Source organism: Achromobacter sp. GbtcB20 (genome assembly GCF_019091095.1).
GTDB classification, from domain to species: domain Bacteria; phylum Pseudomonadota; class Gammaproteobacteria; order Burkholderiales; family Burkholderiaceae_B; genus Achromobacter; species Achromobacter mucicolens.
This window is the reverse complement of sequence record NZ_JAGXJZ010000001.1, coordinates 13,511-38,451: the sequence shown is the minus strand read 5'-3', so window position 1 is coordinate 38,451 and position 24,941 is coordinate 13,511. Positions and strand designations below refer to the sequence as shown.

Here is a 24,941-nt window from a genome sequence, read left to right as displayed (position 1 = left end):
CCATGTTCAAGCAATGCCTTCTTGCGATGGCGCTCGCGCTGCCGCTTGCCGCCACCGCCGCCTATCCCGAAAAGCCGGTCAAGATCATCGTTTCCAATCCGCCGGGCGGTCCGGTCGACGTCATGCTGCGCGTCCTGGCGAGCAAGCTGGGCGCGGCCTGGGGCCAGCCCGTCGTCGTGGAGAACAAGCCGGGCGCCTCGGGCATCATCAGCACGGGCGCGCTGGTCAAGTCCGCTCCCGACGGCTACACGTTGGGCATGGTGGTCGCCTCTTCGGTGACCATCGTGCCGTTTGCCGTCGATAGCCTGCCGTTCGACACGCAAAAGGACCTGCAGCCCATTTCGCTGGTGGCGCGCACGCCGTTCATCTTCATCGTGCCCAAAGACAGCCCGCTCAAAACCTGGGAAGACTTCGTGCGGGAAAGCCGCGCGCGCAGCCTGAGCGTGGGATCGTTCTCGATCGGCACCGCATTCCACCTGGTCTGGGAACAGACCGCGCGGCGCGCGGGCATCAAGGCGCTGTACGTTCCCTCGTCATCGTCCGGCAAGACCCAGAACGACCTGATCGGCGGACAGCTGGACGTGGGCCTGGACGCACCGTCCAGTTCCAAGGGGCTGATCGACAGCGGACGGTTGCGGGCGCTGGCGATCACCAGCCCGCAACGCTTCGGCGGTCTGCCGGACACGCCCACACTGAAGGAGTCCGGCCTGGACTACGCGCCGCAGCCGTGGATCGGCCTGATGGGGCCGGCCGGCATGCCGAAGGACCGTGTCGCGCAGATCCAGAATGCGGTCAGCGACATTCTGAAGGATCCCGCCATGCAGGCCCAGATGCAGACCCTGGGCATGATCCCCATCGGCAGCACGCCCGAGGAACTGGCCGCGACAATCCAGGCCGACCGCGCCGAGATGGGACCGCTCATCAAGGAGCTGGGGATCAAGCTGCAATAGCGCCGGCCAAGTCCCGGCGGCTTGCTTGGGGCGCGGGGCCGGCGTGGTTGCGCGGCCTTGCGGGCATCCCGCATTGACGCGTCGCCAGCCGGTGGCTACAGTGGCCGGCAGCCTTGCGGCGCGCTGCCTGCCGCATTCCCGAACCACCCGCGGTCCTGCCGCGGGTCCAACTTTTTCGGATACCCATGAACAGCTACCGCGTCGGCATCGCCGGCTTCGGCGCCATCGGCCAGGCCGTGGCGCAATCCCTCGATGCCGGCCTGCCCGGCCTGACGCTCGCCGCCGTCGCCGTGCGCGATCCCAGCGCCCCGCCCGCCTTCTCGTGGAAAGACGGCGCGCCCGCCTTCACCACCATCGACGGCCTTGCCGACCATTGCGACGTGGTCGTGGAATGCGCGCCCGCGGCCGTGTTCCGCAACATCGCCGAACCAGTATTGCGCGCCGGCAAGAAGATGGTGGTGCTCAGTTCGGGCGCCCTGCTGCGCCACGAAGACCTCATCGACATCGCGCGCCAGCACGGCGGCCAGGTCATCGTGCCGTCGGGCGCCATTCTAGGGCTGGACGCCATCACCGCCGCTGCCGAAGGCGTCATCCATTCCGTCACGATGATCACCCGCAAGCCGGTGCGCGGCCTGCTGGGCGCGCCCTACCTGACCGACAACAACATCGACATCGAAGGCATCACCGAGCCGCGCCTCATCTTCCGCGGCTCGCCGCGCGAGGCCGCCGTGGGCTTTCCGGCCAACCTCAACGTGGCCGTCAGCGTGTCGCTGGCGGGCATCGGTCCGGATCGCACCACGCTGGAAATCTGGGCCGATCCCTCGCTCGATCGCAACCTGCACCGCGTCGAGGTCGTGTCCGACTCCGCCTCGTTCTCGATGGAAATCCAGAACATCCCGTCGGCCAATCCCAAGACCGGACGCATCACCGCGCAAAGCGTGATCGCCGCACTGCGCAAGCTCACCGGACCGCTGCGCGTCGGCACCTGAGGGCGGCATTCTCCTTCAGGCCGCCGCCCGCCGCAACGCGTCGCCGTGGCGCGACGCCGGCATGGACCCGACCTGCCAGCGTCCCGTTCCGTCCAGATCCAGCCGTTGGGTATGGAACGCATCCAACGTGCTGCGATGGCCCACGCTGACCAGCATGCTGTCCGGCAGCGCCTCGCGCAGCAGGCTGTACAGCATGTGCTCCAGCCCTTCGTCCGTGGCCGACGTGGCCTCGTCCAGAAACACCAGCGCGGGCCGGTTGTACAGCACGCGGGCAAACGCAATGCGCTGCTGCTCGCCCAACGACAGCACGCGTGACCAGTCGTGCACCTCATCGAGCCGGCCGGCCATATGCCCCAGGTTGACCTGCCGTAACGCATCGGCCAGCCGCGCGTCGTCGGCCGGTTGCGCCAGCCCCGGATACGCCACCGCGCCGCGCAGGTCGCCCAGCGGCAGATACGGACGCTGCGACAGGAACAGCGCAGACGCGCCCTGCGGCCGCCGCACCACGCCGTGGGCGTACGGCCACAGACCGGCCAACGCGCGCAGCAAGGTGGTCTTGCCGCTGCCCGACGGCCCTTTGATCAGCAGGGCTTGTCCGGGATGCAGGCGCAGATTCAGGTTGTCCAGCAGACAGGCGCCATCCGGGCGCGACACATCCAGGCCCTCGATCTCCAGGCCATCGGGCAGCGTCTGGGTCTGCACCTGCGGCAGCGCACGCGCCGCCTCGTTGGCATCCAGGAATCCATTCAGACGATCCAGCGTCGCGCGGTACTGGGCGAACGTGTCGTAGGAACTGCGAAAGAACGACAGCGATTCCTGCACCTGCCCGAAAGCCTGCGAAGTCTGCATGACATCGCCCAGCTTGATCGCCCCGCTGAAAAAGCGCGGCGCCTGCAGGATGAACGGAAACACGACCGCGATCTGGCTGACCGACAGGTTGAAGCCGTCGAACTTCAGGCCCCGGTACACGCGCGCCCACAGATTGGCGATGTAGGACGTGAAGCGCGTCCACAGCGTCGCCCGCTCCACTTCCTCGCCCTGATAGAACGCGACGTTCTCGGCGTTCTCGCGCAGTCGGACCAGCGCATAACGGAAGTTGGCCGTCAGGCGCTCGGACAGGAAATTCAGCTTGATGAGCGGGCGGCCGATCTTGAAGGCCAGCCACGTCGCGACGATGACATACAGATAAACCACGAACACCATGGCGCGCGGAATCTCCACGCCGCCCAGCGTCAGCGGACCCGATAACCCCCACAGGATCGCCGTGAAGGCCACCAGCGACACGATCGCGCTGATGGCGCCGATCGCCAGCGTGCGCGACCCCGTCACGAATTGCGCGATGTCCTGTTCGATGCGTTGGTCGGGGTTGTCGACGGGTTCGGCCAGGAAGTGACCGCGGTAGTAGGCCCCCGCGCCCAGCCAGTCGCGCGTCAGCCGTTCGTTCAACCACACGCGCCAATGAATGTCGAAGGCCTGGCCCACGTAGCTGTCGGCCAGGCTGCGCACCACATGCACGGTGGCCAGCACCGCGAAAATCCCCAGGAAGTGCCAGAACACCGACTGGTCCAGCGCCTGCAAGGCACTGTAGAAGCCGTTGTACCAGAACGAAAACAGCACGGTCATGCGCACCGCGAACATCGCCAGGAACAGCAGCAAGGCCAGGGTGAGCATCGGGCGCCAACTGCGCCGGGGCGTCAGGTACGGCCAGGCCAGCCGCCAGAACTTCCGGCCCCAGACCGTGGTGCGCGTCAGGATCAGGGTGACCACCGCCAGCGCCACGGCGGAAATGCCGAACGCGCGCGCAAGCCACAGGGCGCTTTCTGCAAGTTGCTGCTGCCAATTCAGATCCATGAGCCCGGAACCTCGCAATGACGTTCCTGGTTAGACGTCCGGATCCGGCGCAGTTCCGGCAAAACTGTCGCTTTAAGCCTGGCTTAAGCCACTTCCAAGGACATTGAAGGCACGTTGAAAGTCGAGAGGCGATTTCATCAAGTTGGACCGAGGTCCAGGTTGGCGAACAGGTCCGCCAGCGTGGGCACGCTGCGCGCGGGCCAGATCGCGCTCAGGTCGAAACTGGGCAGGCGCTCGCCATCGCGCACCTCGCAAAAGCGCACGCCGCGAAAATCCATGGACCGTATCCAGCTGGGCAGCAAGGCCACGCCGCAGCCGCCCGCCACACACGACAGCACCGTCAACGTGCGGCTGGCCTCCTGGTTCACGTGCGCATCGTGCCCGCCCTTGCGCATGGCATCCAGGATATCCGCATAAAATGCCGGCAACTGTGACTGCGGGTACATCACCAGACCGGCCTGCGCGATCTGCGCCATCGACACCTGACCGTCGGGCGGCACCTCGAACTCGTCAGGCACGGCGGCCACCAGCCGGTCCCGCAGCAACTGACGCTCGCGCATGCGGCCGCCCACGGCCACGGGTGTATGCATCAGGCCGATATCGATCTCGCCCGTCTGCAAGGCCTCGGCCTGTTCGGCGTTGCTCATTTCACGCAGGATGATGCGCACGCCCGGCGCCTGCTGGCGCATCTGGCGCAGCGCGCGCGGCAACGTGTCAAAGAGGGCGGAGGACACCAGACCGACCGTCAGTTGCCCAGCGCTCCCCCGCCCGATCTCGCGCGCACGGCGCGCCGCGGCGTCGATGCGCGCCACGCTGGCGCGTACGTCTTCCAGGATGGCCTGCGCGGCGGGGGTAGGCGTCGTGCCCTGACGCGACCGTTCGAACAGCCGCACGCCCAGGTCTTTTTCCATGCGCGTCAGCGCCTGGCTCAACGCAGGCTGAGCAATGCCCAGCCAGTCCGAGGCGCGGCTGACGCTGCCGTGGTCCACCACCGCCAGGAAGTACCGAAGGTGCCGGGTTTCCATATTGATCCAATATATATAAAGCGCTTTTCCACAATGGAAAACTATACCTCGACTTCCTAGAATCCCGACTTACAGAACATTACATACTGGCCATGTCGTTCCCGCGAACGCCGTGCCGATCCAGGAGACTGCTTTGCCCTCGCCGCTTCCAGGCGCCGCCGTCGACACCCACGCCCACGTGTTCCACCAAGGTCTCGCCCTGGCCGACACGCGCCGCCACACGCCGGACTACGATGCCACGCTGGCCGAGTATCTGGACTTGCTGGACGCGCACGGCATGCGCCACGGCGTGCTGGTGCAGCCCAGCTTCCTGGGCACGGACAACAGCCATCTGGTTCAAGCGCTGCGCGCGGCGCCCGCCCGGCTGCGCGGCGTGGCCGTGGTGGCGCAGGACATCGCTGAAACCGAATTGCAGGACCTGGCTGCCGCTGGCGTGGTCGGCATCCGGCTGAACCTTGTCGGACTGGACAGCCCCGCATTGCAGACGCCCGCCTGGCAGTCGTTGCTTGCCCGCGTGAATGCGCTGGGGTGGCATGTGGAAATCCATCTGCAGGCCGCGCGCCTGGACGGCGTGATGCCGGCGTTGCTGGCCGCGGACTGCCGGATCGTGGTGGATCATTTTGGCCGCCCGGATCCCGCGCTCGGCGTTTCGGACCCCGGATTCCAATATCTGCTGCGCCAGGCGGACAGCGGCCGCGTGTGGGTGAAGCTGGCCGCGCCCTACCGCAACTGGGGCGCTGCCGCCTGCGCGGCCTCCGGTCGGTTGGCCACGCAGCAACTGCTGGACGCCTATACCCCCGAACGCCTGATGTGGGGCAGCGACTGGCCCCATACCGAACATCGCCACCTGGCGTCCTATGCCGCGGCCACGCAGTGGCTGGACGCCTGGATCGACGACCCCGCGCAACGGCGCGCCGTGCTTGCCGACACGCCGTTGCAGCTATTCCAATTCAAAGGAGACGCTCCATGACCCCTCTCATCAAACGCCTGGCGCAACGTAGCGCGCTGTTTGCCGCCGCCGGCCTGCTGGCTGGCGCCGCCGGCGTCGCACACGCCGCCTACCCCGAGCGCGCGGTCACGCTGGTGGTGACCTATCCGCCCGGCGGCACCGTGGACGTGGTCGCCCGCCTGATCGGCCCGAAGCTTGCGGCCGAGCTGGGCCAGCCCGTCGTCATCGAAAACCGCGGCGGCGCGGGCGGCATGATCGGCGGCGCCGTCGTCGCCAAGGCCAATCCCGACGGCTACACGCTGATGCTGGACGCCTCCAATCACGCGCAGAATCCCGCGCTGCACAGCAAGATGCAGTTCGACACGCTATCGGCCTTCGCGCCGGTGTCGCTGCTGCTGCGCGTGCCCAACGTGCTGGTCGTGACCCCGTCGTACGAAGTGAAGTCGGTCGCCGACCTCATCAAACTCGGCCAGCCCGATGCCAAGGAGCCGGTGTACTTTGCCTCGGCCGGTCCCGGTTCGGCCCAGCACCTGGCGGGTGAACTGTTCAACCTGCTGGCCAAGACCCAGTTGCAGCACGTCGCGTACAAGGGCGGCGGCCCGGCCATGATCGACGTGATGTCGGGCCAGGTGCCCGTCATGTTCGCCAGCATGGGTTCTGCCTGGCAGCACGTGAAGAACGGCAAGCTGCGCGCCGTTGCCGTTGGCGGACTGGAGCGTTCGAAGACCGCGCCCGACCTGCCCACCATCGCCGAATCGGGCGTGCCGGGCTACGAAACCTACGAATGGAACGCCGTGTTCGCCCCGGCCGGCACGCCGCCCGCCATCGTGGAACAGGTGTCGCAGGCGCTGGCCAAGGTGCTGAAGGATCCCGCGATCGCCGAACAGCTTGCCGGCATCGGCGCCGAACCCATCGGCTCCACGCCTGCCGAACTGGACACGTTCCGCCGCGCCGAGATCGAAAAGTGGCAGCGCGTCGTCAAGGAAGCGGGCCTGAAACTGGATTGAGTACTGCCGGGCCTGATGGGCCCGGACACCGCGTAGCCGGTTTGCGGCGCTCATGCTGGGCGCCGTTTTTTTTTGCCGCGCGGGCGGGGCTATCATGACGCCTTGGACAGCTTTACCGCAGGAACCCGCTGGATGGACAAGATCCGACTCGACAAATGGCTGTGGGCCGCGCGCTTCTACAAGACGCGCAGCCTGGCCTCGCAGGAAATCGGCAAGGGCCGCGTGTTCGTGAACGGACAGCCGGCCAAACCCGCGCGTGAGGTCGGCGCCGGCGACGTCGTCGCGGTCCGCAAGGAAGACCCCGCGCTGCAGGTGCGCGTCGTGGCCGTGAGCGGCGTGCGAGGCCCCGCGCCGGTGGCGCGCCTGCTGTATGAAGAAACGCCCGAAAGCGTGGCCGCCCGCGAGCGCGCCGCCGAAATGCGGCGTCTTGCGCCGGAACCGGCGCTGGGCATCGACGCGGGACGCCCCACCAAGCGCGATCGGCGTCTCATCGACCAGATGCGGGGCAAGTCTTGATGAAGCGCGGCGGCTCGGGCGGCCTGGTCTATTCCACCGAGTCCGGGCGCATGTGCCCGCAATGCCGCCAGCCTGTGGCGCAATGCCAGTGCCACGCGGCCAGCCGCGCGGCCCCGGCGGGCGACGGCGTGGCGCGCGTTTCCCGCGAGACCAAGGGCCGCGGCGGCAAGAGCGTGACGCTGGTGCGCGGTCTGGCGCTGGGGCCCGACGCCCTGGCCGCGTTGGGCAAGCAGCTGCGGACCGCGTGCGGTTCGGGCGGCACCGTCAAGGACGGCGTGATCGAGGTGCAGGGCGACCACTGCGACCGCATCATCGACGCGCTCACGAAACAAGGCCACCGCGCCAAGCGCGCGGGCGGTTGAACCGGATCAGGACAGAACGATGGAAATTCCCGTGACGGACGTCGCGAGCTGGCACGCCCATGTGTACTTCGACGCGGCAACCCGCGATGCCGCGTTCGCCCTGCGCGAGCGGATCGTCGCGACGTTCGACGGCAAGATGGAAATGGGGCGCTTCCATGAGCGCCCCGTGGGCCCGCATCCGCAATGGAGCTACCAGATCGCGTTCGGTCCGCAGCATCTGGCCGAGATCACCACCTGGCTGACACTGAACCACGGCGCGCTGGATGTGTTCATGCATCCGAACACCGGCAATTCGCTGCGCGACCACCGCGACTGCGCCGTGTGGATCGGGCGCAGCCACGTGTTGAACCTGGCTGCGCTGGGCGGTTGATCCCCTACAGCGCGCGACCCACGATCAGCGAATCGATCGCCATCTGCGCGTCGTCGCTCTTGCCCTCGTAAGGCAGGCGGCTTAGCACATAGCGCATGGCGTTCAGGCGCGCGCGCTTCTTGCAGTCGGACTTGACCACGATCCACGGCGCATCGGCGGTGTCGGTGTGCGCGAACATGGCTTCCTTGGCGCGCGTGTAATCGTCCCACTTGTCCAGCGACGCCAGGTCCACCGGGCTCAGCTTCCATTGCTTGAGCGGATGCACCTTGCGCTGCTGGAAACGGCGGCGCTGTTCTTCCTGGCTGACCGAAAACCACAGCTTGATCAGCGTGATGCCGCTGCTGACGAGGTGGCGCTCGAAATCGGGCGTCTGGCGCAGAAACGCCAGGTATTCGTCCTGCGAGCAGAATCCCATCACGCGCTCGACGCCGGCGCGGTTGTACCAGGACCGATCGAACATGACGATCTCGCCCGCGGTGGGCAGGTGCTGCACGTAGCGCTGGAAGTACCACTGGCCCTTCTCGGTGTCGGACGGCTTTTCCAGGGCGACCACGCGCGCGCCGCGCGGATTCAGGTGTTCCATCATGCGCTTGATGGTGCCGCCCTTGCCTGCCGCATCGCGCCCTTCGAACAGGATCACAACGCGCTGGCCGGTCGCCTTGACCCACGCCTGCAGCTTCAGCAGTTCGACCTGCAGCTTGTACTTCTGCTTTTCGTAATTGCGGCGCAGCATGCGGTGGCGGTAGGGATAGACGCCCTCGCGCCAATCTCCTGCCAGTTCTTCGTCGGGATTGCGGCGCGCCCCCGGCGCCTGCCGGTTGGCGTCGAGCAGCGCGCGATGCACGGCCTGCGCGTCATCGGCCGACAGCGCATCGATGACGGTGCGCAGGGCCGCGCGCGCCTCGCCCGGTTCGCCCACCTGGTAGCGGCCGGCGATATCGGCCAGCACCGCCGCGGTCTCCTGCCGCGCCGCATCCTGCCGCGCCGTCATGCGCTTGCTCAGTTCGACGGCGGGCTCGATGGCGGGCTCGGGGGCAGATGCGGCCGCCGGGCGGGCATTCGCCGTGCGCTTGGCCGCGCCCCTGGCCGCGGCGGGGCGCTTGACCGGCGCCGCCGGGGCGGCTTCGTCTTGATCGGGAGCCTGCGATATCTTGTCGGTCATTCGTCCTGTCCTTGCTGCGCCAAAAACTTCAACCCTAGCTTGCGCCAGGGTGCGCGAAATTGATTGGGATCAAAGGTTGTAACATTTTTACACTACCCCGGCCCCTTTACACTGCACCTCCCTGTTCCCCTCGATTGCGACACCCATGTGGTCATTCATCAAGCGATGGTTCGCCGGCCCCCCGGCAGCCGAAGACCCCTTGCAGGAATTCGTGCGCTTTGATGACGCCGGGCTGACGCGCTCGGGCGAACTGGCCCGAGCGATGGGCCTGCAGGAATTCTGGCCCTGGCGCGACATTCATGAATTCGGGTTGGTTTTCACGCAGGCGATTTATCCGGACCCGTGGTTCGGCGACTACATGGAAAGCCTGTGGTTCGTCCGCGTGCCCACCGACGGCGGCGGGCTGATGCGGATGGACTTCGACGCGCGCGTGCTGGACATCAATCAGTTGCCCCCCGCCCTGCTCCGCAACCTGCCCGGCCTGGACATGGAAGTGTTGCGCGCGGGCCTGGCGACCGCCGCGCGGGGCCTGCGCCATTTCGAGGGCGAAGGCGAGTGGGTGGCCTGGCGGCGCACGGACGCCGCCTCTGCCGACCTGCCCGCCGCTACACGCGATCCAGACCCTGCTTGAGGTCCGCCAGAATGTCCTCGGGCGTTTCCAGCCCCACGGACAGCCGCAGCAATCCTTCGGACAAACCGTAGCGCTCGCGGTCCTCGGCCGAATAGCTGGCGTGGGTCATCGACGCCGGATGCTGGATCAGGGTTTCGGGATCGCCCAGGCTGACCGCAATGCGCGCCAGCTTCAGGCTGTTCAAGAGCGTCTTGCCGGCGGACAACCCGCCCTTCAGCTCGAAGGCCACCAGTCCGCCACCCGCCGCCTGCTGGCGCGCCGCGATGTCCGCGCCCGCCGTGCCGGACAGGCCCGGATAGAACACGTCGGCCACTGCCGGGTGCTCGCGCAGCAGCTTGGCCACCTTCAACGCGGTTTCGCTGTGCCGCTGCACGCGCAGCTCCAGCGTCTTGATCCCGCGCAGCACCAGAAAAGCCGTGAACGGCGACAGCGTCGCGCCCGTGAAGTAGCGCAAGCCCTGCAACCGGATGGCGTCGATATGCGGCTTGCGTCCCAGCACCGCGCCCGCCAGCAGGTCGCCGTGCCCGCCCAGATACTTGGTGGCCGAATGCAGCACGATGTCCGCGCCGTGCTCGAGCGGCCGCTGCAACACCGGCGTCGCGAAGGTGTTGTCGACGATCGTCAGCAGGCCCTTGCCTCGCGCGATGGCGGAGATGGCCGCAATGTCCACCAGCCGCAGGTTCGGATTGGCGGGGGTCTCGAAGTACACGGCCCGGGTCTTGGGCCCGACGGCGGCGGCCACCGTCTGCGGCTTGGTGAAGTCCGCGAACACGGCCCGCACGCCAAAGCGGGCCAGCCCCTGCGTGAACAGCGTGAAAGCCGTGCCGTAGACAATCTGGTCGACCACGATCTCGTCGCCGCTTTGCAACAGCGAAAACAGGGTGGCCGAGATGGCCGCCATGCCCGAGGCCGTCACCACGCCGGCCTCGGCGCCTTCCAGCGACGCCAGGCGTTCCTCCAGCAGCGCCTGCGTGGGATTGCGCGTACGGCCGTAGACATAGCCTTGGGCTTCGCCAAGCCGGATCCGGTCAAAGGCCTCGATGCTGTCCTGCGTGTAGGTGGACGTCAGATACAGCGGTGGCGACAGCGCGCCCTGTTCGTCCAGCGGGTCGTAGCCCAGGTGGATGGCGCGCGTCGCAAAACCGTGTTGCGGGTGGTCGGTCATGTCATTCACTCCTGTCATCGGTGGATGCAGACGCGCATCGCGCCTGCCCTGAAATTGGTTCGCGCCGCCGGCCCGCGGCATTGACGGGGCCCAAGCGAGTCTTTACAGTCAAACGCCGTATCCCCGTTTTCACGCGCCACATGAACGACCCGCAAGCGCCCGCCACGGCTGCCGGCCCGGCCGCGCTGGCCACGGCTCCGCCCGAACCCGGCTGGCTCCTGAAGGCCGCCACCTGTCTGGTCTATTCCGCGATGCTGGCGTGGACCGTCTACAGCAGCCGTCCGGAAACGATGCTGGAGGTTGCGCAACTGGCCTTCGGTGGCGCCATGCTCCTGGGCGCCCTGCTGCTCGTCGTCCTGGGCGTCTTTTCCCTCTGGAAACGCTTTCGCACGCCGCGCAACCGCGTGCGCATCATGCTGGGCGCGGGGGTGTTCCTGCTGGCCGCCGTGGCCGTGCCGCTTGCCGAACGCAGCCACGACAACCGCCAGCGCGACATCGCCAACACCGAAATCCGCAAGGCCATCGACGCGCTGCGCATGCAGGCCGGCGGCGGCTCCGGCGTGCCCGAAGACGTGCCGGCCATCGATCCCTCGCCCAAGGCCACGGGTCCGTACGGCGAAATGGAACGGGCCATGAAAACCGTGGCCGGCGAACGGCTTGCGCAGCATCGCGCCTACCTGCAGGAACTCAAGGAAATCGGCCTGCCCCGGCTCTTTGACGCCGGCCGCCTGGCGCGCGACTCGGGCCTCATCGAAAGCCGCCTGATTCTGGAGCAGGCCGAAAAGCTGGTGCCCGCCTACCGCCAGCAAAGCCTGGACGTGCTGGACGAGATGCCCGCGCTGGTGCGCTCGCTGACCATCTCCGAACCTGAAAAGGCAAAGATCCTGCAGGCGCTGACGGACTCGCGGGCGGCAAGCAACGAAAAACTGCGGCGCGTCTGGGACCTGGAAACGCAGATCCTGCACGAGTTCGGGCTGATGATCACGCTGCTCGATGACAACCGTCAGTTCTGGTACGCGGACCGCAACGAATTGAAGTTCGGCCGCAACGCGGACCTGACGCGCTTTCACCAGCACCAGGACACCGTCAACCGGCTGGCCCTCGAGCAGGAACGGCTGGCGACGCAATCCCTGGCGGCCATGCCGCAGGCGCCGCTGCGCTGAGCCGGATAAGCCTTCAATCAGGGCACGCATGCGCTAGCGCTTGTGGTCGGCGCGGCGCGACAGCCACTCGCCGGTAAATTGCACGATCGACACCAGCGCGATCAGGATGACGATCACCTCGAACATCACCCGCGTCTCGTAGCGTTCGTAGCCGTAGCGGATCGCCAAATCCCCCAACCCGCCCGCGCCCACGGCGCCCGCCATTGCAGACGCGTTGATCATGGCGATCACGCTGACCGTCATGCCGCCGATGATGCCCGGCAAGGCTTCCGGCAGCAGCACATGGCGCACGATGTGCCACCGGCGGCAGCCCATGGCGCGCGCCGCCTCGACCAGGCCGTGGTCCACGTCGTTCAGGCTGACCTGCGCAATGCGCGCAAAAAACGGAATCAGGTTCGCCGATAGCGGCACGATGGCCGCCCACGTGCCCAGCGTCGTGCCCACCAGGAAGCGCGTGAAGGGCAGCATCGCGACCAGCAGGATGATGAAGGGGATGGCGCGGAAGGTATTCACCGTGACCGACAGCGCCTTGTTCAAGCGCGGACGCGGGTACAGACTGCCCGGCGCGGTGACGGTCAGCACCACGGCCAGCGCGAGGCCGGCGCCTATGGCGATGGCCGCGGAAATGCTCACCATCGTCAGGGTCTGCAGAAACGCCTGCAGGTACTTGTCAAGCATCGGTAGCGACATAGCCCAGCACCTTGATCTGATCGGCCACCAGCGCGGCGCGCGCGGACTCTTCCTGTAATGCGCCCGCGGGCACCGACACTAGCAGGCTGCCTTGCGCGTGGCCGCGCAGCCGGTCCAGTCCGCCGTGCAGCAGCGTCGCGCCCGGCCCCATCGCAGCCAGCGCCTGCAGCGACACCCCGTCGGGCCTGCCCTGGCCGGTAAAGCGCAACCACAGCACCGCAACGCCAGGACGCCCGCGCAGATCGGGCACCAGCCGCGCCGCCAGGTCCGCCGGCAAATCGTGCTGCAACGGACGCAGCAGCGCGCGCGTGGCATCCGCCTGGGGATTGCCGAACACGCGCCACACCTCGCCCAGTTCGACCTTGCGGCCGCCATCCAGCACCAGCACGTTGTGGCAGACCTCGCGGATCACGGCCATGTCGTGCGTGATCAGCACGACCGTCAGGCCCAGCTTGCGGTTGATGTCCAAAAGGAGCGCCAGGATGGACTGCGTGGTCTCGGGATCAAGCGCGGACGTCGCTTCGTCGCACAGCAGGATCTCAGGCTCGTGGACCAGCGCGCGTGCAATGCCCACGCGCTGCTTCTGTCCGCCGGACAGCTTTGACGGGTAAACATCGGCCTTGTCCCGCAGGCCCACCATCTCAAGCAGCGCCTCCACCCGCGCCCGCGCGGCAGCCGGCTTCACGCCCGCCACCCGCAGCGGCAACGCGACGTTTTCGGCCACCGTCTTGGCCGACAGCAGATTGAAGTGCTGGAAGATCATGCCGATACGGCGGCGCAGGCCCACCAGCGCATCCTCGTCCAGGCTGCCCACGTCCACGCCGTCCACGCACACGCGGCCCGCGCTGGGCCGTTCCAGCATGTTGATCGACCGCAGCAGCGTGGACTTGCCCGCCCCGCTGCGGCCGATGATGCCGAACACCTCGCCGCGCGCGATCGAAAACGACACGTCAGATAGCGCCGCAACCGGGCCCACGGGGCCTTGGTAATGCTTCTGCAGGCCCTCGAACACGATGTGCGCGTCGCGCGCCGGCGCTTGCGTGGCGCGCATGGCGTCCTGGGGCAGGGAAAGTTCACGTTGCATGATTGCCTAGAAGACCGGGATCACCGACCCTTCGAACTTCGTCAGGATGAACTGGCGCACTGCTTCGGAGTGATAAGCCTTGACCAGCTCGGGCACCCACGGCGCGTCCTTGTCCTGCTCGCGCACCACGATGATGTTCACATAGGGGTTGTTTTCCTTCTTCTCGACCGCGATGCCGTCGCGCGTGGCGATCAGCCCGGCCTGGTACGCAAAGCTGTTGACGATGGCGGCGGTGTCCACGTCCGGCAGCGATCGCGCCAGCACCACCGATGCGCTTTCCACGAAATCGAGCTTCTTGGGATTGGACGTCACGTCGGCCAGCGTGGCTGTCCCAGTCGCCGGATCAAAGCCGTCTTTCAGCGTGATGAGACCCTGGTCGCGCAGGATGACCAGCGCGCGCGTCTGATTGCTGGGATCGTTGGGAATGCCCACCTTCGCGCCGTCCGGCAAGTCCTTGAGCGACTTGTACTTCTTGCTGTAGAACGCGATGGGCGAGATCAGCGTGTTGGCCACCGGCACCAGCTTGTAGCCGCGCTGCTTGATCTGGTCGTTCAGGAAGGGAATGTGCTGGAAGGCGTTTGCCTCGAGATCGCCGTTATTCAGCGCCTCGTTCGGGCTGGCGGTGCCGGTGATGACGACGGGCTCGACGGCCAGGCCATTTTTCTTGGCCACCTGCGCCACCACTTCCCAGATCTGCTCGTCAACGCCCCCGCGCACACCCACTTTGAGCGGCTTGGGGTCGGCCGAGAAGGCGGGGCCGTGAAACATGGCGGCGGACGCCAGCACCGCACCCAGCAAGCGCTTGAAGATCGGCGCCCATGCGAAACGCGCGGGCTGCGCGCCGCCGGAAACGGACGCGTCCGCCGCGGCCTCGGCCGCAAAAGTACGAATAGTCATGATGGAATCGCCTCTGAACCCGTGCAGTTATGAGAGGAGACGATTCTAGGGACGGGGCTTGTGCGCGCGAACGACTTGTTCGTTGAGTCGTTATTACGCGGTTGATTCGATATGGCGCGTTGTCATATCGCAGTGCAGGCATGGCGCCCCCGCCATGCGCGGGACCGGCGGTCAGGTGTGCCCGTTCAGAACGGTTTGACCACGACCAGCGTCACGATGGCCGCTGCCGCCAGCACGATGAACGGCGCCTGCAGGTCGATCAGGGGCGGCCGCTTGCCGCTGCCGCCGGCCATGCGCCGCAGCGATGCGCTCTGCATGCCGAGCAAACCGGACAGGCTGATCGCGAAGGCGACCTTGATCCAGATCCAGTTCATCGCAAACCAGCCGAATGTCATGGCCAGGTGCAGTCCGATCAACCAGGTGATGACCATGGCCGGCGTGGTGACGAACAGCGTCCAGCGGCGCAGGACGTGGAGCATCCGGCGCTCCTTGGGCGCGTCGTCGCCATGCTCGGGCTGCGACGTCAGGAGAAAAAGCGACACGAAGAGCGAGCCCACCAGCCACGCCACGGCGGCCGCCACATGGGCCATTTTCAGGAGTTGGTATGTCATGGGCGGCATTATCGCCGCTCGCGGCCGGCGCGATGCGGCGCGCTGGCCTGCAGTGTTTGCGCTACGGCAAACGCGCCGGCGGTGGATGCGCCGGCGGCAACGGCGTCAATTGCCGGTTTGCGAAGCCGGCGCGGGAGCAGGCGCCCCTTCGGCGGGCGATCCCGCGGCGGCAGGTGCGGCCGCGGGCGATTCTGCGGCGGGCGATTCTGCGGCGGGCGATCCCGCGGCGGGCGATCCCGCGGCGGGCGTTCCCGCGGCGGCGGGCTCCCCCGAGGCGGGCGTCTTTGCCGCCGGCGCAGACGTGGCGGGCGCTGTGGCGGGCGCCGGCTTGTCGCCGCCGGCCGCGGCCGGATTCAGCGTGTCGGCCGGCGCATCCGGCGCCACGACCGGATCGGCCGGCGCCTGGGCCGGGGCTGTGGCGGGAGAAGCCGCCGACTTTGACGCCGCTCCCTTCGGCCGCGCGGACGGCTCGCGCGGCGCGGCGGCCGCCTTGGCGTCGGGCAGGTATCGTTCCAACAGCTGGAAGAACCCGTCATAGAACTTGGGGCGCGTCACCGTCTGGCTTGCCGTCTTGACCAGCGAGTCGTCGCTGCCGCCAAACGGCATCGAGACCTGGCCCAGCACGCTGACCCCCACGCTGGCCGAGTTGCCCGTGCGCTTGATCGAATAGCGGTCCTGCACGGCGTTGGCGAACACGGTCGCGCCTTCGTGCGTGCTGCCGTCGGGCGCGCACTCCACGTTGAAACTGATCTGCGTATGCTGCCCGTCCTCGCCCTCGAAGTTCTTGTGGCCGGTCACGCGCGACGGTTCGTACTTGTCGATGTTGTACCCCTGGCTGAGCAAGGCGCGCCGGCCCGCGTCGCAGGCGGCGCTGCTGGCCGCCGGAACGCTGCGCGAGTAGGTGTCGCTTTGCGCGAAGTCCTCTCGCTCGTAGACGGGCTTGGGGGAAGAACATCCTGCCAGGACGGCGGTCAGGGTGGCGAACAGGGGAAAAACGATACGGCGGGTGGCGCGTGGCATGAGAGGTCCGGCGTGGAGCAACGACGTGCATTATCCGATAAGAAATCCGGCCGTTTATTGGGGACGGAATTGATCGGAGATATGTTGAAACAGGTTCGCATTCCGCCGTTTCCGGGCCAATGGCCGTGTCCCTATATGCGAGGCCGCCTCAGGGAACATCAGGCGTCGTAATTCGTATCGAATTCGATGCGCGGTCCATGGCCAGCATGCAACAGGGTTGCCCCCCCAGCGACAGCGACTACGGCAGCAACGACGACAGCGCCATCAACGCGCGCCGGCGGGCGCCATAGGCTGCTTCTCCACCGCCCCCAGAATTTCCGCCGCCAGACGCACGCGCGCGTCGTTCGGGTAATTGCGGTTGGCCAGAATGACGATGCCGAGCTTGCGCGCGGGCACAAACGCCACGTAGGCCCCGAAGCCGTTGGTGGACCCCGTCTTGTTGATCCAGGTCTGGGCCTGCGGCGCCAGCGGCGGCTGCAGCGCCTGGGCCGGGTGGCTCTGGCTGTTCAGCGTGCCGGCGTTGGCCGTCAGCAGCGAATCCAGCGGCACGGGATACGGGAACTGCTCCCACACCATATCCTGCGTCATTGCGCCCACCTGGTAATAGCCCACGTGGGTGTCCGCGATGGCGCGGCGGATGTCCTTGTCCAGCACGTCCATGTCCATGCTGGCCTCGACGAAGCGCAGCAGGTCGCGCGCGCTGGTTTTCACGCCATAGGCCTCGGCCGCCAGTACGCCCGGATTCACGCGCACCGGCGCGCCCTGCTTGTTGTAGCCCTGCGCGTAGCGCGACGCCTTGGCGGCGGGCACGTCGATGAACGTGCTGGACAGCCCCAGCTTCGGAAAAAGGTCCTTTTCCATCGCCTGGGCAAACGGCTGCTTCAGGCTTGCAGCCGCCACGACGCCCAGCATGCCGATGCTGGGATTGGCGTACGAGCGATACGTGCCGGGCGCATGTTCCGGCTTCCAGGCCTTCAGGTATTGCATCAATTGCGCGTTGTCGCGGACCTCGTCAGGCACCTGCAACGGAAAACCGCCCGTCGTGTGCGTCGCCAGGTTCAACAAGGTCAGCTTGGCGAATTCAGTGCCGACCAGCTCTGGCAAAAATCGCGCCGGACTGTCGGTCAACTGCAACAAGCCCTTGGCCTGCGCATACGCGGCAAGCGTCACGGTGAAGGTCTTGCTGATCGAGCCCACTTCAAAGATCGTGTCCCGATTGACGGCGCGCCGCGTCTGCAATGATTCGACGCCATAGGTGTAGAAACGCTGGCGGCCTTGGTGCGTCACGGCGATCACCATGCCCGCGATGTCGTGCTGGCGGATGACCGCGCGGGCCGCCTCGTTCACGACGCTGTCGATGTAGGGCAGCTCGGAGCGTCCCGCGGCGGGCGCTGACACGGCGGCAAAAAGCCCAACGGCAAGGAGGCCGGCGCAAAAGTGTCTACGGGGATGCATGGATAGTCCTGGATGGATGAAGGATGCGCCGCGATGAATTCAACGGCGCCGGGTCATTATTCGCCGCACTCCCAGCGCGGCACCACGTCGAATGGCTTGTCCGCCATGGGCGGCAACAGCGTCAATGCCGCGTTCGCGCACGCTGCATCGATCCACGCCGTCGACCCTTCCACCGGCACCGGCGGCGTCCCGGCCATCAGCCGGTCCAATTCCGCCTGCATGGCCTGAGGCAGACATGCCTTCAGGATTTCGACATTCGCCCTGACGCAGGCCACGGCCTCGGCCGGCGTGAACCCCTCTTCGACCAGATGGCCGATGTCCGCCGCGCTGCGCACCAGCGCATCGAAGACAAATGCCTCGAACGACGCCCACACCACGCGGGCCTCGTCGCTGTCATGCCACACCAGCGCCACGCCCAAACCGCCGTCGGCGGTGGGCGTCAGGCAATAGGCATCGCCCGCGCCAGACTCCGCGAACGGGAGAAAGCGCCTGCCATGCTGATACGCGGGATTGAGCCATTCCTCGGCCGTTTCGCGCGCCTGCCCCGCGTCGATCCATTCCAGGTCGTCCATGCAGGACAGCACGGGCCGGGCGGCGAGCGTGTTGCCCTTCCAATCCGCGCGCCATGCCGCGATGTCGCCATAGCTGGTGTGTCCGGCGTCGATCAGTTGACGCAGCATCGCAGGCAGCGCAATGCCGCAGTCTTCGGCCAGTTCGGCAAGAGCCGTCATTCGTTGATCCTTTCGTTAAAACTCGAGCACATCCAGAAAGCCCTCGGCCTCGTCCGCGTCCCCAAGGACGGCGGTCAGCGCCTGCAAGGCACGCGCCCGGTGCTCGGGCTTGATCTCCCAGTCATCGTTGCGCAGATCTTCGTCGGCCTCCAGGCAGACAAGACCCACCGCGGCAGCGGCGGCGGCGAACGTCGGCAGGTCGGGGGCCACCATCCCGGCGTCCCAGGCGCCCGCGCCGTGCCGGGCGTGGAGGATCTGGCCGGTGCCCGTATCCAGGATGAAGGGGTCCGCGTTCTGGTCGGCGATCATCAGCCAGTTGTCCCGCCAATCGTCGACCCGTTTTCCGCTCACGGCATCCCAGCGATAGCCGGCCTGCCGGTCCCACAGCTTATGCAAGGGTGCAAAGCTGATATTGGTTTCGGACAGCGTGATGCCGACCGGTGCCACGTTCTGGTGACGGGTGGCGCCCCACGGGCCCACCTGTTCGTAAAAGTCGGCCAACCCCTGCGGCAGCGCAAGGCTGCCTTGCCACTGTTCGCGCGGCTGCGGGCGCAGATCGCCAAACCGGGCGAACTGCGCCCGGATGTGTTCGAAGGAATTCATGTGAGTGCGTGTCCTGGCAAGCGCCGGCGGCTTGGATATAAATCGTGCGGCGCCAAGACCGCATTTTGCTACATTTGAACGCCCGCTTATTGCGTCCACGGACAGACCATGCGCCCACCGTTTGCTGTTTCCGCACGCCCCGCCCCCTCCCCGGGCTTTCTTCGTTTGCGGATCCTGACGCCCCTGGCCGTCCTGGCCGCGCTTTTTGCCGGCTCGGCCGCCCACGCGCAGCAATGGTTCGAGGTGCCGCCGCGGCCAGATCACCCGAACGCGTCCATTCGGATCGGTGGCCTGCCGGAAACGCGGCAGGCCTCGGGGACCGCCAAGGGCAAGATGGAAATGCGCTACACCGCCGCCCAGACGATCCCGGGCGGGGACAAGCAACGCGCAAGCTATGACCGGGCGGTCACGGACGTGCTGTTCGATTGCCGCCGGGCGCAGGTCGGTTTCCTGCCGTCCACCACCTACTACCTGCGCGACAGCCTGGTGGCCGCCATCAAGGACGAGACCTTGGACGAAAGCCAGGTGCAGTTCGTGCGCTTTGCGCCAGGCAGCCCGCAAATGAAGGCATTGCAGGCCGCCTGCGGCAAGTAGCGGACTACGCCAGCATCAGCGCCCCGCGCGCTTGCGCCGGCGCCGGATCCTGGCCGCGCCGCGCGCTGTCCTCGGCCAGCCGGAACACGCCCACCGCCCGCACCAGCTCGCGCGCCTGATCCTGCATCGAACCCGCGGCGGCCGCAGCTTCCTCGACCAGCGCCGCATTCTGTTGCGTGACTTCGTCCATCTGCGCCACGGCCCGGTTCACCTGATCGATACCGCTGGCCTGTTCGTGGGAGGCCGCGGCGATCTCGCCCATGATGTCCGTGACGTGCTGCACCGCCGTGACCATCTCCTGCATGGTTGCGCCCGCGCTTTCGGCCTGCCGGGCGCCCGAGCCGACCTTGCCGACGGAATCCTCGATCAAGGCCTTTACCTCCCGCGCCGCCTGCGCGCTGCGCTGGGCCAGCGAGCGCACCTCGCCCGCCACGACGGCAAAACCCTTGCCCTGCTCGCCCGCGCGGGCCGCTTCGACCGCCGCGTTCAGCGCCAGGATGTTCGTCTGGAAAGCGATGCCGTCGATCACGGACACAATATCGGAAATCTTGTGCGAACTGGCCGAGATGTCCTGCATGGTGCCCACCACCGCGGACACCGCCGCGCCGCCGCGCAGCGCAATCTCCGATGCGCTGGCCGCAAGCTGGTTGGCCTGGCGCGCGTTGTCGGCGTTCTGCTTCACGGTGGAGGCCAGCTCTTCCATGGACGCCGCGGTTTCCTCCAGCGATGCGGCCTGCTCTTCGGTGCGGCTGGACAGGTCCGTATTGCCAGCGGCGATCTGGCCCGACGCGCTGGAGATGGTCTCCGATCCCTGCCGGATCGCGCGGACCGCGCCCGCAAGCCTGTCCTGCATGTCTTGCAGGGCTTGAAGCAGCCGTCCGGTCTCGTCCCGGGACGCGGCTTCGATACGCTGGCCCAGGTCGCCGCTTGCCACCGTCTCGGCAGCCTTGACCGCCCGGGCGAGCGGACGCGTGATCGAGCGGCTGACCCGCCAGGCCAGCAGGGCCCCCACCGCCAGCGCCAGCGCCGACAGGCCCGCGTTCAGGCGCTCGGCCTCGTCGATGACCGCCTGGCTTGCGGTTCCCGCTTCGTCCATCTCGGCCGCCTGCTGCCGGGAAAGCGCAATGATGTGATCCTGCAGGCTGTCCAGGATGGGCAGCGTCTCCTGCAAGAGCCGCTGGCGGGCGCCCTCGCGGTCGCCGCTTTTGAGCACGGCGCCAACCGACTGGAATGACTTTACGTAACGGCCGCGCGCTTCTTCCAGCGTGCGCAGCCGCGCGGCGGCGTCCGCGGTCTTCATCAACGGCCGCATCGTGGCCAGGGCCCCATCGATGCGCTTGCGGTTGGCCTCGATCTGCTCGAACAGCCGCTGCGTTGCGGCCGGGTCCGGGTTGACGATCAGTTCCAGATTGGCGCGCGCGTTGGCGCGCGTTGTCACGTCGACCACCGATATCGCGTTGGCCTTCGCCCAGGTCTCCTGAGTGATCATGCGGTTGATGCCGCCTATGCGCGTCAACTCGTAGTGCGACAGGCCAGCCAGGGCCAGCAGCAGGGCCAGCACAGCGCCAAAGCCCAGGCTCAGCCGGGCGCCAATGGAGAGATTGCCGAAATGGGTGCGAAGCGTCTTCATGAGGGTCTCTTGCAGGGGTGTCGATCTTCAGCCATTGCCATGCAATCAGGTGCAGCGTTAACACACGGAAATTTCATGGAACATCGAACAGGGGGAAAACCCCAGTCTAGGTTTGATGTCACATTTCGCAAGTATTTATCCGTTTAATAATTTGCGATTGAACAAAGACAACGCACTTATGCTGCGCAGCAGCAACGTTATTGACATCAACTTGACGTACTACAGTATCCAGGCGCTTTATATGGCGCACGCAGGCTTTGGGGAGCTTCCGATGAAACCCTTGGAAAACAGCGTGACCGTCTCGCTGGCGACGACGGCCAATGACGCGTTGGTGCAGGCCTTCGCGCGCCTGTTGCCCCAGATGTCCGCAAACGCGGCGGCGCTGTCGAAGGCGGATCTGGACGAGATCATCCACGCGCCGGGCAATCACGTATTCATCGCCAGGATGGCGCCCGATCAGCGCATCGTGGGCACTCTCACCCTTGTGCACTTTCGCGTGCCCACCGGCATCCGCGCGTGGATCGAGGACGTGGTGGTGGACGAACAGGCGCGCGGCTTGAAGGTCGGCATGGCGCTGACGCGTGCGGCCATCGCAAAGAGCCGCGAGTTAAAGGCCCGCACCTTGGACCTGACGTCCAGCCCAGGGCGCATGTCCGCGTACCATCTGTACGAGTCGGCCGGCTTTGCGATGCGCGACACGCGCGTCTACCGGTATCAGGGCTGAACGCCCCGGCGCTATTGATAGCGCTCGCGGTACCCGACGGGCGACATGCCGCAGTACTTGTTGAAGATGTCGCGAAAAGCCTTGGTGTCGTTGTAGCCGACTTCGTACATCACCTCGGCGACGCTCTTGCGCGACGTTTCCAGACGCTGCTTGGCGGCTTCGACGCGCACACGCTGCACGTATTCGACGATGCTGTTGCCCGTGGCCTGGCGGAACCGCCGCTCCAGCGTGCGGCGGCCAAGCGCGTGGCGGCCGGCCAGTTCCTCGACGGTGATCTTCTCGCGGTAGCGACCTTCGATGTATTCCTGCACCGCCCGCACGATGTCGTCCGCGTGCGACTTCTGTCCCATGAAGACGGAAAACGGCAGCTGGCTTTGCCGGCTCCAGTCCAGCTGAAAATACTTGGCGCACCAGATGGCGGTGTCGCGATCCGTGTATTTCTCGATCAGGTGCAGCACGAGATGCGCGGCCGAGAATGCGCCCCCGCTCGTATACACCCCGTTTTCCGCCATGACGACGCGATCGCTGGTCCACTGCACCGTCGGAAAGAGGCTGGCGTAAAGGTTTTGCGCCACCCAATGCACGACCGCCTGCTGTCCGTCCAGGACGCCGCCCGCGGCCAGCAGCGCCGCGCCCATGCACAGGCTGGCCACCTCGCCGCCCTCGCGGTGGTGGCGCGACAGCCATTCGATCAGTTCGCGGTTGGACAGCACCGCGTCCGACACCGATCCCAGCAGCGGCGGCGCGATGCAGATATCGATATCGGTGGCGTCGGCCAGCACCATGTCGGCCTGTACCTTGATGCGTCCATCGTCCAGGCTGACCTCGCGCGTGAGGGCCAGCGTGCGCACATGAAAACGCGGCTCGCGGCCATGCGCGCGCAGATATTCGTTGGCCACCATGAACCCGTGGCGCGCGGTTTCCAGGGACGCAATATTGGCCCCCTTGGGCAGCAGGAACGCGACGTTTTTCATGTTGCCAAGCATACGCCTGCACGCTGACGCAATCCACCCGCAAGATTGTCGCAATCGCCTATCTGAAACCCGCGCGGATCCCGATACAGTCACTCCTGCCGACCCAGAAATCCGGACGGCGGCCGGGACGGATTGCGGACGCCCGGCCAAACCAGAACAACACGGACGTGAGGAGTGATCGATGGACAAGTACATAGATGGTTTCCTGCTGTGCGTACCCAAGGCAAACCTGGAGACCTACAAGAAAATGGCGACGCACGCCGAAGGCATCTGGCGCGAGCACGGCGCGCTGGATTACCGCGAAGGCGTGGCCGACGATATCGACGGGGAAGGGTTCGCGTCCTTCAGCGCGGCAGCCGGCGCGCGCGAGGGCGAGGTCGTCGTCTTCGCCTGGATCCTGTATCCCAGCAAGGAAGCGCGCAACAGCATCAACGCCAAGGTGATGTCCGACCCGCGCCTGGCGGACATGTGCTGCGAGGGCGTATTCGACGTCAAGCGCATGTGCTGGGGCGGTTTCGCCACACTGGTCGGCAACTAGTCAACGCGGCCGCGCACTTTTGCGCCGTCGTTCAACCACCCTGGAGACCCACCATGGCCACCCAAGCAGCCAAGCCCATTCCCGACGGCATGCACACGCTGACGCCGCACATCATCTGCGAAGGCGCGTCCGACGCCCTCGCCTTCTACAAGAAAGCCTTCAATGCCGAGGAACTGATGCGCCTTCCCGGCCCCAACGGCAAGATCATGCATGCGGCCATCCGCATCGGCGATTCGGTGCTCATGCTGATGGATGATTTTCCGGAATGGGGCAGCCTGGGACCGAAGGCGCTCAAGGGCACCCCTGCCGTGCTGCACCTGTACGTGACCGACGCGGATGCCGCGATCGAGCAGGCGGTGGCAGCAGGTGCGCAGGTCACGATGCCTGCCGCCGATATGTTCTGGGGCGACCGCTACGGCCAGGTGGTCGACCCGTTCGGCCACCGCTGGTCCATCGCCACGCACATCCAGGACCTCACGCCCGACGAAATCCTGCAGAACATGGCAAAGATGGGCCCGATGGACGGCTGCGGCGATCCATCGAAGCAGTGATGGCAAGGCAGACGCGGCTCGCGACGGGCCGCGTCCCGCGCCATCAAGGGGCCAGTTGCGGATAAGGCCCCAGGAAGTCCAGCTTGCCGATCGGCACGCCTGCCTGGCGCAGGATGCCGTACGCGGTGGTCACGTGGAAATAGAAGTTGGGCAGCGCGAAGGACAGCAGATATTCATCGCCCTGGAACTCGGGCTTGAAATCGCCGAAGCTCAACGTGATCCGGCGCCCTTCGGCGCCGTCAATCTGCTCGGGCTTCACACTCTGCAGATACGCGATCGTGTCCGCCACGCGCTGCTGCAATTGCTCAAGTGTGCTTTCGGTGTCGGCGAATTTCGGGGCTTCGCCTTGCGACAACCGCTGCGCCGCGAACTTCGAGGCATCGCTTGCGCGCTGCACCTGACCCGACAGCGGATACATATCGGGCGCGAGCCGCGCGTTCACGAGATCGGCAGGGTCGATGCCGGCGGCCTGCGCATGCGCGGCGGCCTTTTCGAGCAGCGCGGCCAGCACGTTCAGGCCGCGAATGAAGACAGGCACGGACGCCTGGTACATGGACAAGGGCATGGCGGAGATTTCCGTAAGGGTGTGAGTATGCATCCGCGATGTTACGCCGCGCCCGCCCCGCAAGCCGCCGGTAGCCGCGACATCACCGTTCCTTGCGCCTGAACAATCCTGCCAGTCCGCAATTGCCCAGCGAT

The 24,941-nt window shown here is 66.6% G+C and carries 28 protein-coding genes; 13 read left to right on the top strand and 15 right to left on the bottom strand.

Annotation, left to right across the window (positions count from 1 at the left end; all coding sequences use genetic code 11):
* Window positions 1-2 precede the first annotated feature (2 nt).
* Window positions 3-950 carry a tripartite tricarboxylate transporter substrate binding protein gene (locus tag KVT32_RS00220; protein WP_152384877.1) on the top strand — a complete coding sequence of 316 codons (948 nt, stop codon included), beginning with the start codon at window positions 3-5 and terminating at the stop codon, window positions 948-950.
* Window positions 951-1,135: 185 nt separating this feature from the next.
* Complete coding sequence (locus KVT32_RS00215; protein WP_056324032.1) at window positions 1,136-1,939, top strand: aspartate dehydrogenase; 804 nt, start codon at window positions 1,136-1,138, stop codon at window positions 1,937-1,939.
* Window positions 1,940-1,954: 15 nt separating this feature from the next.
* Here KVT32_RS00215 and KVT32_RS00210 read toward each other — a convergent pair whose 3' ends face one another.
* A complete protein-coding gene (locus KVT32_RS00210) occupies window positions 1,955-3,790 on the bottom strand; it encodes an ABC transporter ATP-binding protein/permease (protein WP_217617476.1) in 1,836 nt (611 codons plus the stop codon).
* 137 nt (window positions 3,791-3,927) lie between these two features.
* The gene (locus tag KVT32_RS00205) at window positions 3,928-4,815 is read right to left on the bottom strand and encodes a LysR family transcriptional regulator (protein WP_056324027.1); all 888 of its coding nucleotides are present in this window, start codon (window positions 4,813-4,815) and stop codon (window positions 3,928-3,930) included.
* A 133-nt stretch (window positions 4,816-4,948) separates the two neighbouring features.
* Here KVT32_RS00205 and KVT32_RS00200 point away from each other — a divergent pair, with 133 nt between their 5' ends.
* From KVT32_RS00200 to KVT32_RS00180, 5 genes are all read left to right on the top strand, one after another.
* Window positions 4,949-5,785 carry an amidohydrolase gene (locus KVT32_RS00200; RefSeq protein WP_180098375.1) on the top strand — a complete coding sequence of 279 codons (837 nt, stop codon included), beginning with the start codon at window positions 4,949-4,951 and terminating at the stop codon, window positions 5,783-5,785.
* Window positions 5,782-6,771, top strand: coding sequence for a tripartite tricarboxylate transporter substrate binding protein (locus KVT32_RS00195; RefSeq protein ID WP_152384881.1), 990 nt, complete (start codon window positions 5,782-5,784; stop codon window positions 6,769-6,771). The genes KVT32_RS00200 and KVT32_RS00195 overlap by 4 nt, the downstream gene beginning before the upstream one ends.
* A 132-nt stretch (window positions 6,772-6,903) precedes the next feature.
* Window positions 6,904-7,287 carry an RNA-binding S4 domain-containing protein gene (locus KVT32_RS00190; protein WP_062839065.1) on the top strand — a complete coding sequence of 128 codons (384 nt, stop codon included), beginning with the start codon at window positions 6,904-6,906 and terminating at the stop codon, window positions 7,285-7,287.
* Window positions 7,287-7,649, top strand: a complete 363-nt coding sequence (locus KVT32_RS00185) for a translation initiation factor Sui1 (protein WP_152385541.1) — start codon at window positions 7,287-7,289, stop codon at window positions 7,647-7,649. Before KVT32_RS00190 ends, KVT32_RS00185 begins: the two co-directional genes overlap by 1 nt.
* A 19-nt stretch (window positions 7,650-7,668) precedes the next feature.
* Window positions 7,669-8,019, top strand: coding sequence for a DOPA 4,5-dioxygenase family protein (locus KVT32_RS00180; RefSeq protein ID WP_217617475.1), 351 nt, complete (start codon window positions 7,669-7,671; stop codon window positions 8,017-8,019).
* 4 nt (window positions 8,020-8,023) lie between these two features.
* Here the strand turns inward: KVT32_RS00180 and ppk2 are convergent, their stop codons facing one another.
* Complete coding sequence (gene ppk2 / locus KVT32_RS00175) at window positions 8,024-9,181, bottom strand: polyphosphate kinase 2 (protein WP_217617474.1); 1,158 nt, start codon at window positions 9,179-9,181, stop codon at window positions 8,024-8,026.
* Window positions 9,182-9,326: 145 nt separating this feature from the next.
* Between ppk2 and KVT32_RS00170 the strand changes: the two genes are divergently transcribed.
* Window positions 9,327-9,812, top strand: coding sequence for a hypothetical protein (locus KVT32_RS00170; protein ID WP_152384884.1), 486 nt, complete (start codon window positions 9,327-9,329; stop codon window positions 9,810-9,812).
* Here the strand turns inward: KVT32_RS00170 and KVT32_RS00165 are convergent.
* Complete coding sequence (locus tag KVT32_RS00165) at window positions 9,787-10,977, bottom strand: PLP-dependent aspartate aminotransferase family protein (RefSeq protein WP_152384885.1); 1,191 nt, start codon at window positions 10,975-10,977, stop codon at window positions 9,787-9,789. The genes KVT32_RS00170 and KVT32_RS00165 overlap by 26 nt on opposite strands.
* A gap of 140 nt (window positions 10,978-11,117) precedes the next feature.
* Between KVT32_RS00165 and KVT32_RS00160 the strand changes: the two genes are divergently transcribed.
* Window positions 11,118-12,140: a hypothetical protein gene (locus KVT32_RS00160; protein ID WP_056324008.1), complete on the top strand. Its 1,023-nt coding sequence runs from the start codon at window positions 11,118-11,120 to the stop codon at window positions 12,138-12,140.
* A gap of 33 nt (window positions 12,141-12,173) precedes the next feature.
* On the opposite strand, the gene KVT32_RS00155 is transcribed toward KVT32_RS00160, so the two are convergent.
* The 8 genes from KVT32_RS00155 to KVT32_RS00120 form a co-directional block, all read right to left on the bottom strand.
* Window positions 12,174-12,830, bottom strand: coding sequence for a methionine ABC transporter permease (locus KVT32_RS00155; protein ID WP_056324005.1), 657 nt, complete (start codon window positions 12,828-12,830; stop codon window positions 12,174-12,176).
* Complete coding sequence (locus tag KVT32_RS00150; protein WP_217617473.1) at window positions 12,811-13,914, bottom strand: methionine ABC transporter ATP-binding protein; 1,104 nt, start codon at window positions 13,912-13,914, stop codon at window positions 12,811-12,813. Before KVT32_RS00150 ends, KVT32_RS00155 begins: the two co-directional genes overlap by 20 nt.
* Before the next feature lie 6 nt (window positions 13,915-13,920).
* Entirely contained in the window at window positions 13,921-14,682 is a 762-nt protein-coding gene (locus tag KVT32_RS00145; RefSeq protein WP_062839237.1) for a MetQ/NlpA family ABC transporter substrate-binding protein, read from the bottom strand.
* 314 nt (window positions 14,683-14,996) lie between these two features.
* On the bottom strand, window positions 14,997-15,422 hold the full coding sequence (locus KVT32_RS00140) for a CopD family protein (protein WP_223576143.1): 426 nt from the start codon (window positions 15,420-15,422) through the stop codon (window positions 14,997-14,999).
* 105 nt (window positions 15,423-15,527) lie between these two features.
* The gene (locus KVT32_RS00135) at window positions 15,528-16,442 is read right to left on the bottom strand and encodes a DUF2242 domain-containing protein (RefSeq protein ID WP_152384887.1); all 915 of its coding nucleotides are present in this window, start codon (window positions 16,440-16,442) and stop codon (window positions 15,528-15,530) included.
* A 264-nt stretch (window positions 16,443-16,706) separates the two neighbouring features.
* On the bottom strand, window positions 16,707-17,897 hold the full coding sequence (gene blaAMZ, locus KVT32_RS00130; protein WP_217617472.1) for an AMZ family class C beta-lactamase: 1,191 nt from the start codon (window positions 17,895-17,897) through the stop codon (window positions 16,707-16,709).
* A gap of 56 nt (window positions 17,898-17,953) precedes the next feature.
* Window positions 17,954-18,628, bottom strand: coding sequence for an SMI1/KNR4 family protein (locus tag KVT32_RS00125; protein ID WP_217617471.1), 675 nt, complete (start codon window positions 18,626-18,628; stop codon window positions 17,954-17,956).
* A gap of 15 nt (window positions 18,629-18,643) precedes the next feature.
* Complete coding sequence (locus KVT32_RS00120; RefSeq protein ID WP_217617470.1) at window positions 18,644-19,231, bottom strand: SUKH-4 family immunity protein; 588 nt, start codon at window positions 19,229-19,231, stop codon at window positions 18,644-18,646.
* Between the two features lie 108 nt (window positions 19,232-19,339).
* On the opposite strand from KVT32_RS00120, the gene KVT32_RS00115 reads away from it, so the two are divergent.
* Window positions 19,340-19,825, top strand: coding sequence for a hypothetical protein (locus tag KVT32_RS00115; RefSeq protein ID WP_217617469.1), 486 nt, complete (start codon window positions 19,340-19,342; stop codon window positions 19,823-19,825).
* Window positions 19,826-19,829: 4 nt separating this feature from the next.
* Here KVT32_RS00115 and KVT32_RS00110 read toward each other — a convergent pair whose 3' ends face one another.
* Window positions 19,830-21,455: a methyl-accepting chemotaxis protein gene (locus KVT32_RS00110; protein ID WP_152384896.1), complete on the bottom strand. Its 1,626-nt coding sequence runs from the start codon at window positions 21,453-21,455 to the stop codon at window positions 19,830-19,832.
* A gap of 271 nt (window positions 21,456-21,726) precedes the next feature.
* Between KVT32_RS00110 and KVT32_RS00105 the strand changes: the two genes are divergently transcribed.
* Window positions 21,727-22,179, top strand: coding sequence for a GNAT family N-acetyltransferase (locus KVT32_RS00105; protein WP_175155860.1), 453 nt, complete (start codon window positions 21,727-21,729; stop codon window positions 22,177-22,179).
* A gap of 11 nt (window positions 22,180-22,190) precedes the next feature.
* On the opposite strand, the gene KVT32_RS00100 is transcribed toward KVT32_RS00105, so the two are convergent.
* Window positions 22,191-23,165, bottom strand: a complete 975-nt coding sequence (locus KVT32_RS00100) for a GlxA family transcriptional regulator (RefSeq protein ID WP_056323970.1) — start codon at window positions 23,163-23,165, stop codon at window positions 22,191-22,193.
* 169 nt (window positions 23,166-23,334) lie between these two features.
* Between KVT32_RS00100 and KVT32_RS00095 the strand changes: the two genes are divergently transcribed.
* Together KVT32_RS00095 and KVT32_RS00090 are read left to right on the top strand one after the other, a co-directional pair.
* Entirely contained in the window at window positions 23,335-23,691 is a 357-nt protein-coding gene (locus KVT32_RS00095) for a DUF1428 domain-containing protein (RefSeq protein ID WP_056323968.1), read from the top strand.
* A gap of 53 nt (window positions 23,692-23,744) precedes the next feature.
* A complete protein-coding gene (locus tag KVT32_RS00090) occupies window positions 23,745-24,242 on the top strand; it encodes a VOC family protein (RefSeq protein ID WP_056323966.1) in 498 nt (165 codons plus the stop codon).
* Window positions 24,243-24,285: 43 nt separating this feature from the next.
* Here KVT32_RS00090 and KVT32_RS00085 read toward each other — a convergent pair whose 3' ends face one another.
* On the bottom strand, window positions 24,286-24,807 hold the full coding sequence (locus KVT32_RS00085; RefSeq protein WP_152384898.1) for a DUF1993 family protein: 522 nt from the start codon (window positions 24,805-24,807) through the stop codon (window positions 24,286-24,288).
* Window positions 24,808-24,941: the final 134 nt, after the last annotated feature.

Coding starts and splice junctions, on each gene's coding strand:
- KVT32_RS00220 (WP_152384877.1), top strand. CDS start 3: ATGTTCAAGCAATGCCTTCTTGCGATGGCGCTCGCGCTGCCGCTTGCC.
- KVT32_RS00215 (WP_056324032.1), top strand. CDS start 1,136: ATGAACAGCTACCGCGTCGGCATCGCCGGCTTCGGCGCCATCGGCCAG.
- KVT32_RS00210 (WP_217617476.1), bottom strand. CDS start 3,790: ATGGATCTGAATTGGCAGCAGCAACTTGCAGAAAGCGCCCTGTGGCTT.
- KVT32_RS00205 (WP_056324027.1), bottom strand. CDS start 4,815: ATGGAAACCCGGCACCTTCGGTACTTCCTGGCGGTGGTGGACCACGGC.
- KVT32_RS00195 (WP_152384881.1), top strand. CDS start 5,782: ATGACCCCTCTCATCAAACGCCTGGCGCAACGTAGCGCGCTGTTTGCC.
- KVT32_RS00190 (WP_062839065.1), top strand. CDS start 6,904: ATGGACAAGATCCGACTCGACAAATGGCTGTGGGCCGCGCGCTTCTAC.
- KVT32_RS00185 (WP_152385541.1), top strand. CDS start 7,287: ATGAAGCGCGGCGGCTCGGGCGGCCTGGTCTATTCCACCGAGTCCGGG.
- KVT32_RS00180 (WP_217617475.1), top strand. CDS start 7,669: ATGGAAATTCCCGTGACGGACGTCGCGAGCTGGCACGCCCATGTGTAC.
- ppk2 (WP_217617474.1), bottom strand. CDS start 9,181: ATGACCGACAAGATATCGCAGGCTCCCGATCAAGACGAAGCCGCCCCG.
- KVT32_RS00170 (WP_152384884.1), top strand. CDS start 9,327: ATGTGGTCATTCATCAAGCGATGGTTCGCCGGCCCCCCGGCAGCCGAA.
- KVT32_RS00165 (WP_152384885.1), bottom strand. CDS start 10,977: ATGACCGACCACCCGCAACACGGTTTTGCGACGCGCGCCATCCACCTG.
- KVT32_RS00160 (WP_056324008.1), top strand. CDS start 11,118: ATGAACGACCCGCAAGCGCCCGCCACGGCTGCCGGCCCGGCCGCGCTG.
- KVT32_RS00155 (WP_056324005.1), bottom strand. CDS start 12,830: ATGTCGCTACCGATGCTTGACAAGTACCTGCAGGCGTTTCTGCAGACC.
- KVT32_RS00150 (WP_217617473.1), bottom strand. CDS start 13,914: ATGCAACGTGAACTTTCCCTGCCCCAGGACGCCATGCGCGCCACGCAA.
- KVT32_RS00145 (WP_062839237.1), bottom strand. CDS start 14,682: ATGTTTCACGGCCCCGCCTTCTCGGCCGACCCCAAGCCGCTCAAAGTG.
- KVT32_RS00140 (WP_223576143.1), bottom strand. CDS start 15,422: ATGACATACCAACTCCTGAAAATGGCCCATGTGGCGGCCGCCGTGGCG.
- KVT32_RS00135 (WP_152384887.1), bottom strand. CDS start 16,442: ATGCCACGCGCCACCCGCCGTATCGTTTTTCCCCTGTTCGCCACCCTG.
- blaAMZ (WP_217617472.1), bottom strand. CDS start 17,897: ATGCATCCCCGTAGACACTTTTGCGCCGGCCTCCTTGCCGTTGGGCTT.
- KVT32_RS00125 (WP_217617471.1), bottom strand. CDS start 18,628: ATGACGGCTCTTGCCGAACTGGCCGAAGACTGCGGCATTGCGCTGCCT.
- KVT32_RS00120 (WP_217617470.1), bottom strand. CDS start 19,231: ATGAATTCCTTCGAACACATCCGGGCGCAGTTCGCCCGGTTTGGCGAT.
- KVT32_RS00115 (WP_217617469.1), top strand. CDS start 19,340: ATGCGCCCACCGTTTGCTGTTTCCGCACGCCCCGCCCCCTCCCCGGGC.
- KVT32_RS00110 (WP_152384896.1), bottom strand. CDS start 21,455: ATGAAGACGCTTCGCACCCATTTCGGCAATCTCTCCATTGGCGCCCGG.
- KVT32_RS00105 (WP_175155860.1), top strand. CDS start 21,727: ATGAAACCCTTGGAAAACAGCGTGACCGTCTCGCTGGCGACGACGGCC.
- KVT32_RS00100 (WP_056323970.1), bottom strand. CDS start 23,165: ATGCTTGGCAACATGAAAAACGTCGCGTTCCTGCTGCCCAAGGGGGCC.
- KVT32_RS00095 (WP_056323968.1), top strand. CDS start 23,335: ATGGACAAGTACATAGATGGTTTCCTGCTGTGCGTACCCAAGGCAAAC.
- KVT32_RS00090 (WP_056323966.1), top strand. CDS start 23,745: ATGGCCACCCAAGCAGCCAAGCCCATTCCCGACGGCATGCACACGCTG.
- KVT32_RS00085 (WP_152384898.1), bottom strand. CDS start 24,807: ATGCCCTTGTCCATGTACCAGGCGTCCGTGCCTGTCTTCATTCGCGGC.